Annotated in this window: 1 protein-coding gene and 1 pseudogene; both read left to right on the plus strand. The window is 67.1% G+C overall.

Annotation, left to right across the window (positions count from 1 at the left end; translation table 11 throughout):
* A partial coding sequence (locus AC1DWF_RS32945; RefSeq protein ID WP_476842714.1) for an LLM class flavin-dependent oxidoreductase occupies window positions 1-597 on the plus strand: 597 nt, incomplete at its 5' end.
* A gap of 11 nt (window positions 598-608) precedes the next feature.
* Window positions 609-900, plus strand: a pseudogene (locus AC1DWF_RS32950) (nitrilotriacetate monooxygenase); the annotation flags it as partial.

Below are 900 nucleotides of genomic sequence, written 5' to 3' on the forward strand. Positions count from 1 at the left end.
TATTACGATGACGTGAAGGGCCGCATGGCGAAGTACGGCCGCGACTGGGACGACCTGAAGATCATGCCCGGCGTGCGCACCATCGTCGGCCGCACGCGCGAGGAAGCACAGGAAAAGTTCGACAAGCTGCAGAACCTGACGGATCCTCTGGTCGGGCTGGCGCGCGTCTATGCGGCACTCGGCGACCTCAGCGGCTACGACCTCGACGGGCCGGTGCCGGAGCCGCAGCGCACCTCCGAAATCCGCAGCAGCACTGAGCGTGTCATGCACCGCGCGCGCTCGCAGAACCTGACCATTCGCCAGCTCTACAAGCAGATCGTGGGTGGCGGCTTCTACCTGATCGGCACCGCGTCCGACATCGCCGACGTCATGCAGGAATGGTACGAGGCCGGGGTCTGCGACGGCTTCAACGTGCTGCCGCCCTACCTCCCCGGCAGCTGCGACGACTTCGTGGAATTCATCACGCCGGAGCTGCAGCGCCGCGGSSTSTTCCGCAAGGCCTATGAGGGCGCGACGCTGCGCGAGAACCTCGGCCTCAAGCCGCACGTCAACCGCTACGCCGCGCAGCGCGCGGCCCAGGCCTCGGCCGCCGAGTAGGATATCGCGACGTGACACGACGCATGATGAAGCTGGGACTCAACCTCGTCGGCAACGGCGCGCATGGCGGCGGCTGGCGCATGCCGGAGGCGCATGTCGCGGCCTCGCTGGACTTTTCTCTATGGAAGCGGCTGGCCATCCGCGCCGAGGCGGCGAAATTCCACTTCATGTTCTGGGCCGACGGCATAGCCGTGCGCAGCTCGGCCCGTGACGAGGAGCAGCTCAGCTACGACAGCCGCATCGACGTGCTGGAGCCGCTGACCGCCATGGCCGCGCTTTCGGCCGTGACGGAGCGCATGGGCT

It is taken from the genome of Aminobacter sp. P4_D5 (genome assembly GCF_056401815.1).